Origin of the sequence: Burkholderia diffusa, from assembly GCF_902499115.1 — a bacterium.
GTDB lineage: Bacteria > Pseudomonadota > Gammaproteobacteria > Burkholderiales > Burkholderiaceae > Burkholderia > Burkholderia diffusa.
Window position 1 is genome coordinate 200076 of the sequence record NZ_CABVPN010000013.1, and the last position, 6265, is coordinate 206340.

The 6265-nt window shown below is 62.7% G+C and carries 8 protein-coding genes; 4 read left to right on the forward strand and 4 right to left on the reverse strand.

Translation table 11 applies throughout. The annotated features are described in order from the left end of the window. Positions 1-11: 11 nt before the first annotated feature. Positions 12-401, reverse strand: a complete 390-nt coding sequence (locus BTE28158_RS15520) for a DUF2946 domain-containing protein (RefSeq protein WP_151050527.1) — start codon at positions 399-401, stop codon at positions 12-14. A 197-nt stretch (positions 402-598) separates the two neighbouring features. Between BTE28158_RS15520 and BTE28158_RS15525 the strand changes: the two genes are divergently transcribed. Continuing rightward, the gene (locus BTE28158_RS15525) at positions 599-745 is read left to right on the forward strand and encodes a hypothetical protein (protein WP_009690993.1); all 147 of its coding nucleotides are present in this window, start codon (positions 599-601) and stop codon (positions 743-745) included. Positions 746-965: 220 nt separating this feature from the next. After that, positions 966-1559: a chorismate mutase gene (locus BTE28158_RS15530; RefSeq protein ID WP_124623488.1), complete on the forward strand. Its 594-nt coding sequence runs from the start codon at positions 966-968 to the stop codon at positions 1557-1559. 36 nt (positions 1560-1595) lie between these two features. Here the strand turns inward: BTE28158_RS15530 and BTE28158_RS15535 are convergent, their stop codons facing one another. After that, positions 1596-2723, reverse strand: a complete 1128-nt coding sequence (locus tag BTE28158_RS15535; RefSeq protein WP_124904369.1) for an exonuclease domain-containing protein — start codon at positions 2721-2723, stop codon at positions 1596-1598. A 161-nt stretch (positions 2724-2884) separates the two neighbouring features. Next, a complete protein-coding gene (locus BTE28158_RS15540; RefSeq protein WP_006476615.1) occupies positions 2885-3088 on the reverse strand; it encodes a cold-shock protein in 204 nt (67 codons plus the stop codon). 393 nt (positions 3089-3481) lie between these two features. Here BTE28158_RS15540 and BTE28158_RS15545 point away from each other — a divergent pair, with 393 nt between their 5' ends. Both BTE28158_RS15545 and BTE28158_RS15550 read left to right on the forward strand, forming a co-directional pair. Further along, entirely contained in the window at positions 3482-3745 is a 264-nt protein-coding gene (locus BTE28158_RS15545) for a hypothetical protein (protein WP_151050525.1), read from the forward strand. 507 nt (positions 3746-4252) lie between these two features. After that, positions 4253-5395, forward strand: coding sequence for a porin (locus BTE28158_RS15550; protein WP_151050523.1), 1143 nt, complete (start codon positions 4253-4255; stop codon positions 5393-5395). Positions 5396-5499: 104 nt separating this feature from the next. Here BTE28158_RS15550 and greB read toward each other — a convergent pair whose 3' ends face one another. Next, positions 5500-6063, reverse strand: a complete 564-nt coding sequence (greB, locus tag BTE28158_RS15555) for a transcription elongation factor GreB (protein ID WP_059530120.1) — start codon at positions 6061-6063, stop codon at positions 5500-5502. Positions 6064-6265 lie beyond the last annotated feature (202 nt).

The following is a 6265-nucleotide window of genomic DNA, read 5'->3' on the forward strand; positions in this document are numbered from 1 at the left end:
GACGATATCAATCAGATCGGGACGTTTTCAGGCGGACCGCGCGGCTGCGCGAGACGGATGCCCTTGCGGGGAAAAACGGGAACGGCCGGGGCGGCCGCCCGGTACGCGAATGCGCGCACGAAGCCCGGCAATGCAGGCAGGCTCGTGCCGAGCGCCACGTTCGCCGCGAAGCCGGGACAGTACACGCAGTGCGGCACGCCGGCATGGTCGAACGGCGATGTGCCGCGGTCGTCGCCCGACTGCGCGAGGGCGATGTGGCGCACGCCTGCCGCACTGCACAATTCGAGCGTGAGCTCGCCGGAACCGCTCGATGCGAGACGCGCGTAGCCGATGACGGGCGACAGTACGTTCAGTACGAGCGCCAACCATACGAGGCCGATCCATCGCGTCGTTCGTTTCATCGCGGTCCAGGAAAAAGAGCGCGCAAGTATAGCAAGCGGCCCGATCGTTGCCGACGTGCGAGGTGCAATAGTCGGCATCTCACAGTGCGCAGCTGCGCATGTGCCGTTAATACAACAGAGACAAAATCTAACGATTCGCCACTGGCATAAATCCAAGCGCGAGGTTGATAATTATTGAACCTGCTGGAGAAATGACCATGGACGAAAGACCAACCCGCATGCCCCCGCCCGAGCAAGTGATGAGCCCGGATCCGGAACCCGTCGGCGTCGAATTCCTCGCCGAGTTGCCCGAGCATGTCCGGGCATTCTTCGACGAGCAGCACAAGCTGTACTCGCCGAAGTGAACCTACGTTCCGTTCTGTAACCGCCACGTGTCGATCGATATCGTGCGGTTCATCGCTGCGTTTTCGGCGCAGATCGCTTCGCACCCGGGCTGCAATGGCCTGACGGTGCCGGATCAGCGCGTCCGCTGATTCTTCTGTCGCGTCGTTCCGCCGCGCGACTGTCTTCGTCTATTCTTCTGGTTTTCCACCTCCGGCCAGCCCGGTCCTCCCGATCGTTCCGATGAAACAAGCCATTCGTGCCAGCGTCGCTGTCGCCGCGCTCGGCGTCGCCTTTTTTACGTCACCGCACGTCGCACGCGCGGACGGCGACGACACCGCGCTTACCAATCTCGTCGCGCTCGCATCGCAGCGGCTCGCACTTGCCGAACCCGTCGCGCGATGGAAATGGGCAAACCACCAGGCGATCGAGGACCGGCCGCGCGAAGCGGCCCTGCTCGCATCGGTGGAGAAGCGTGCCGCACAGTCCGGCGTGGATCCCGCGTTCGCGCGCACGTTCTTCGAGGATCAGATCGCCGCGAGCAAGGACGTGCAGAACGCGCTCTTCGCAACGTGGCGCGCGACGCGGCCGCCGGAAGGCTCGCCGCCCGACCTCGCGACCAGCACGCGGCCGGCGCTCGACCAGCTCACGCAAAAGATGCTGGCCGGCCTCGCGCAAGTCGCACCGCTGCGCGACGCGCCCGATTGCCAGGCGCGGCTCGCACGCAGCATCGCAAACTGGAAGACGCTTACGCGCTACGACCGCACCCAGACGCAGGCACTCGGCATCGCGCTGTCGCACGTCTGCTCGGCCGGCGGCGCCAGCGCGATCGGCTGATGGCGCGGGGCCATTACGCGCTGCAGCCGGCGGTGCTCAGTCGGCAGGCGTGAGCGCCGCTATCGGAATCAGTTGCAGGCCGCGCGCGAGATGCGTCTGCAGCAGGCGATGGGTATGCGGCTCGACTGCACCGTCCGCGCCATCGGCCACGAGCCGCGCCGCCGCATCGAGCGATTCGGCCACACCGAGGTAGCGCCAGCCGTCGATCACATGAAACAGGCGGCGCTCGCCGCTCGCCTCGAACGCGACCGGGCCGTCGAACGGCCAGGGCACATTGCCGGCACGGGCGCTTTCGGCCGCGGGACGCCGGTTGTATGACGGACGCAGACGAGCGATCCACTGCGCTTCCGCAAGCATTGCGCCGAGTTCGTTGCCGGTCTCCCGCCATTCGACGCGCCGCACCTGCTGCGCAATCCGCATTTCCTTCGACGAACGCCGCTCGCCGGTCAGCAGCGCGCGCAAGCGCTGCCGCACGCGCACGCTGCGGCCAACGTACAGCGCTACGTCACCCTCCCCGAACAACGCGTACGCGCCGCATCCGGCCGGCGCGGTATCGAGCCACGCTTCGGTCATGCCGCCCGCGAGACGGAAGTGGCGCGTCGTGCGCGCAATCTGGTCGCGCAGACGCTCGAGCGGCACGATCTCGTGCAATTGCCGCCAGAACTGCCAAAGGAGATCGGCATCCGCGAGCGCCCGGTGGCGGGCGGCGGGAACGAGGCCATGCCGCTCGATCAGCGCATCGAGTCCGTGTCGCGCCTCCCGCGGAAACAGCGCGCGCGACAACCGCACCGTGCACAGCACGTCCGGATTGAATGCGAAGCCGGCGCGCTCGAATTCGGCACGCAGGAAGCCCCGGTCGAAGCTCGCGTTGTGCGCGACGAACAGCTTGCCGTCGAGCCGCTCGAACAGCACGGGCGCGAGCGACGCGAACGACGGCGCGTCGCGCACCATCTCATCGGAAATGCCCGTCAGTTGCTGGATGAACGGCGGAATCGATTGCCCCGGATTGACCAGTGTCGTCCATGTCGATACGCCCAGCGGGCCGATTTCGACCACGCCGATTTCAGTGATGCGGTGCTCGGCGGACGAACCACCGGTGGTTTCGAGATCGACGAAGACGAGCGGCTGTTCGCAGGCGGGATCGGACGGACGGAAATCGGACATGAAAAGGCGGGAGAGACAATGCTTCCGTGAGTATGCACCGGCAGGCGTGTTCGCGACCAGTCCGAAGCGGATTCGATTCGCCGGTCACGGGTTTTCGTGCCCCAAAAAGCAAAAAGCCCCCGCGATGCGGGGGCCGGACGTGATCGGCAATGCGTGGCGCGTCAGACCGCCTGGATATTCGCTGCCTGCTTGCCTTTCGGCCCGACTTTCACATCGAAGGAAACGCGCTGGTTTTCCTTCAGCGTTTTGAAGCCGTCCATCCGGATTTCGGAAAAGTGCGCAAACAGATCTTCGCCACCATTGTCGGACGTAATAAAGCCGAAACCTTTAGCATCGTTAAACCATTTTACGATACCGGTATCCATACCTTCGTTCCCCACTCGATTAGATCAAAAAAGCTACTGTTTATAGCCGCTTCCCGAAATCCCGCAACGGCGCGCCGACACTCACCCCCAGCGCTCCGCCCGGGGACGGAGTGCTGACTTTATAAATTGGACGATCCGGGTGCGTCAAGGGAATTTTTGGCGCCTTCTTTATCAAAAAAACGTCAATACCACTGGAATCGGTACACCATCGTCTTTTATTAATTGATCCGCATCAAAAACCTGTCAATATTACCTGGATCGAATCACCGATAATCAAAAACATGAAAAACCTACCGGGGACAAATCGGGCCGGTAAAATCATCGGGTTTTTTCCGGATTGCCAAGAACGAAGGACGTTGCGATGCTGGTGCATGGCATTTGGAGGAGAAGGTCATGTGGCTGGACGGAATCAAACGCCTTGCGAGCCGGCTCGCACGCGTACGCCGCAAGTCCCGCGCGCTGGCCGAGTCTCGTGAAACGCCATGCGATACCGAGTTCGACCCGACCTGGCACGGCGATCATTGGCAGAACCTGCTGGCTTCACCGCTGGACGCCCGTCACTACGTGATGGAAGACTGGACGTACACGCCGCCGCAAGCCGAAACCGATGACACGCAACCGACAGGCAAGCGCAAGCGACGCTCGTACAAGCAATAGGGATCCGGGAGACGGGCAAAAAAAAAGCGCGACTGGGAAGTCGCGCCGACAAAGGTTTGGAGATCTTTTCCGTCAACGAAAAAGTCTGCTTCGGAAAGCAGAGATCGCAGTATAGCGAGAGAACATCCTTTCATTATCCATGCTCCACACAAACCTCTATTGCCGATGTGTCAATAATCGCGCTAGGTCTGCCCCGCCCGCCACTGATTGCCTGTCGCGATCGCGCAACGCCCTCGACACCCGTTATGCAGTCCTGAGCACATTCTCCGCCTGCTGCGCTGCCGCAAAGTCTTGATGGCCGGGGCTCCCGGCGCATACACTCATTCTTGCGGGATTCAAAATACAGTATTGCCAGAAGCAATTTCCTTTTGCACCCGGACCCATCCTTACACTGCAAATGGATTTCCGACGAAGGCGCCGCGCTCAACGCGCACGGCGTCGCCGACACGCGACGCCGCCGATGCCCGCAGCAGGTTCGATCGACATCATCCTGTTTGGAGACAGATCATGAAAAAGCCCCTGATCGTCGCCGCATTGACCGGCGTGTGTGCCACTGCCGCCCATGCGCAAAGCAGCGTCACGCTGTACGGCCTGATCGATGCAGGCATCACCTATACGAACAACCAGGGTGGTCACAGCGCGTGGCAGGAGACCAGCGGCTCGATCAACGGCAGCCGCTGGGGCCTGCGCGGCACCGAGGATCTCGGAGGCGGACTGAAAGCGATCTTCACCTTGGAAAACGGCTTCGGCATCAACAACGGTTCGCTCAAGCAGAACGGCCGCGAATTCGGCCGCCAGGCTTTCGTCGGCCTCGCGCACCAAAGCTACGGCTCGCTCACGCTCGGCCGCCAGTACGACAGCGTCGTCGATTTCCTCGGCCCGCTGTCGCTGACCGGCACCCAATACGGCGGCACGCAGTTCGCGCACCCGTTCGACAACGACAATCTGAACAACTCGTTCCGGATCAACAACTCGGTCAAGTATCAGAGTGCCAATTACGGCGGCCTGAAGTTCGGCGCGCTGTATGGCTTCTCGAATTCCAGCGATTTCTCGAACAATCGCGCATACAGCGTGGGCGCGTCGTACAGCTATCTGGGCTTCAACGTCGCGGCCGCGTACATGCAACTCAACAACAACATCAACGCGCTGTCGCTCGCAGCCAGCGACCCCGGCGCGGTGGCCGGCGACTGGACGTTCGCCGCCAGCCGTCAGCGCACCTGGGGTGCGGGCCTCAACTACACGTTCGGACCCGCGACGGCCGGCTTCGTGTTCACGCAGACGCGCCTGACCGATTCGGCCAGGATCAGCGCCGGGCAGTCCGGCGTGTCGGGCGGCATCCCGCTCACCGGCGGCACGCGCTTCAACAATTACGAAGTGAATGGCCGCTACGCGTTGACACCGGCATTCTCGCTCGCGGGTTCATACACGTACACCGACGGCCGCCTCGACGGCCAGACGCCCAGCTGGCACCAGTTCAACCTGCAGGCCGACTATGCGCTGTCGAAGCGCACCGACCTGTATCTGCAGGGCGAGTACCAACGGGTCAATGCGGACGGCCTGACTGTGGGTGCGAACATCAACGGGCTCGGCACCGCGTCGTCGACGAACAAGCAGATCGCGGTCACGGCCGGCATGCGCCACCGCTTCTGAGCAATGCGATCGGTCCCCGCCCGGCAAGGACCGTCATGACGAAGCGCCCCACCCGGGGCGCTCGTCGTTTCAGCGCTGCGCTGTGCGAATGCACCGCTCCCCGCTCACGCGCTGCCCGGTGCCGGATAGCGAACGTCGAGCACGTCGATCGGCTGGGGACCAGCCGGCGTCATCAGCGTGACGGTGTCGCCGATCTTCGCCTTGATGAGGGCTCGTGCGACCGGCGAAATCCAGCTGACACAGCCGCGATCGAGATCGACCTCGTCGATCCCGACGATCGTGACGGTGTGATCCTCGCCGTCCGGCGTCGCGTAATCGACGGTCGCGCCGAAGAACACCTGGTCGACATTCTCCTGCCGGCTCGCGTCGACGACTTCGGCGAGATCGAGCCGCTTCGTCAGAAAGCGGATCCGGCGGTCGATCTCGCGCAACCGCCGCTTGCCGTAGATGTAGTCGCCGTTCTCCGATCGATCGCCGTTCGACGCGGCCCACGACACCAACCGCACGACTTCGGGGCGCTCGACGTCGATCAGGTTCAGGAGTTCGTCCCTGAGCCGCTTGTGGCCGGCCGGGGTGATGTAGTTCTTCGTGCCCGCCGGAATCGCGGGTTGACTCGGGTCGAGATCGTCGTCGTCGCCGTCCGACTCTTTGACAAACGCCTTGTTCATGATGCAGATTCAACACTTGGATGACTGATGCATCAAGGGTACACGAACGCGGCCGCCCAGGATCGGGTGACATTTTTTGCGAATAAGGCTTCCCTTTTTATACAACCCTGCTATACTTCCGCTTCTGCGTGCGGCTGTAGCTCAGTTGGATAGAGTACTTGGCTACGAACCAAGGGGTCGTGGGTTCGAATCCTGCCAGCCG

What these genes read in the sequence shown, in the direction of transcription:
- BTE28158_RS15550 (WP_151050523.1), top strand. Translation starts at nt 4,253, where the DNA reads ATGAAAAAGCCCCTGATCGTCGCCGCATTGACCGGCGTGTGTGCCACT.
- BTE28158_RS15525 (WP_009690993.1), top strand. Translation starts at nt 599, where the DNA reads ATGGACGAAAGACCAACCCGCATGCCCCCGCCCGAGCAAGTGATGAGC.
- BTE28158_RS15545 (WP_151050525.1), top strand. Translation starts at nt 3,482, where the DNA reads ATGTGGCTGGACGGAATCAAACGCCTTGCGAGCCGGCTCGCACGCGTA.
- BTE28158_RS15520 (WP_151050527.1), bottom strand. Translation starts at nt 401, where the DNA reads ATGAAACGAACGACGCGATGGATCGGCCTCGTATGGTTGGCGCTCGTA.
- greB (WP_059530120.1), bottom strand. Translation starts at nt 6,063, where the DNA reads ATGAACAAGGCGTTTGTCAAAGAGTCGGACGGCGACGACGACGATCTC.
- BTE28158_RS15540 (WP_006476615.1), bottom strand. Translation starts at nt 3,088, where the DNA reads ATGGATACCGGTATCGTAAAATGGTTTAACGATGCTAAAGGTTTCGGC.
- BTE28158_RS15535 (WP_124904369.1), bottom strand. Translation starts at nt 2,723, where the DNA reads ATGTCCGATTTCCGTCCGTCCGATCCCGCCTGCGAACAGCCGCTCGTC.
- BTE28158_RS15530 (WP_124623488.1), top strand. Translation starts at nt 966, where the DNA reads ATGAAACAAGCCATTCGTGCCAGCGTCGCTGTCGCCGCGCTCGGCGTC.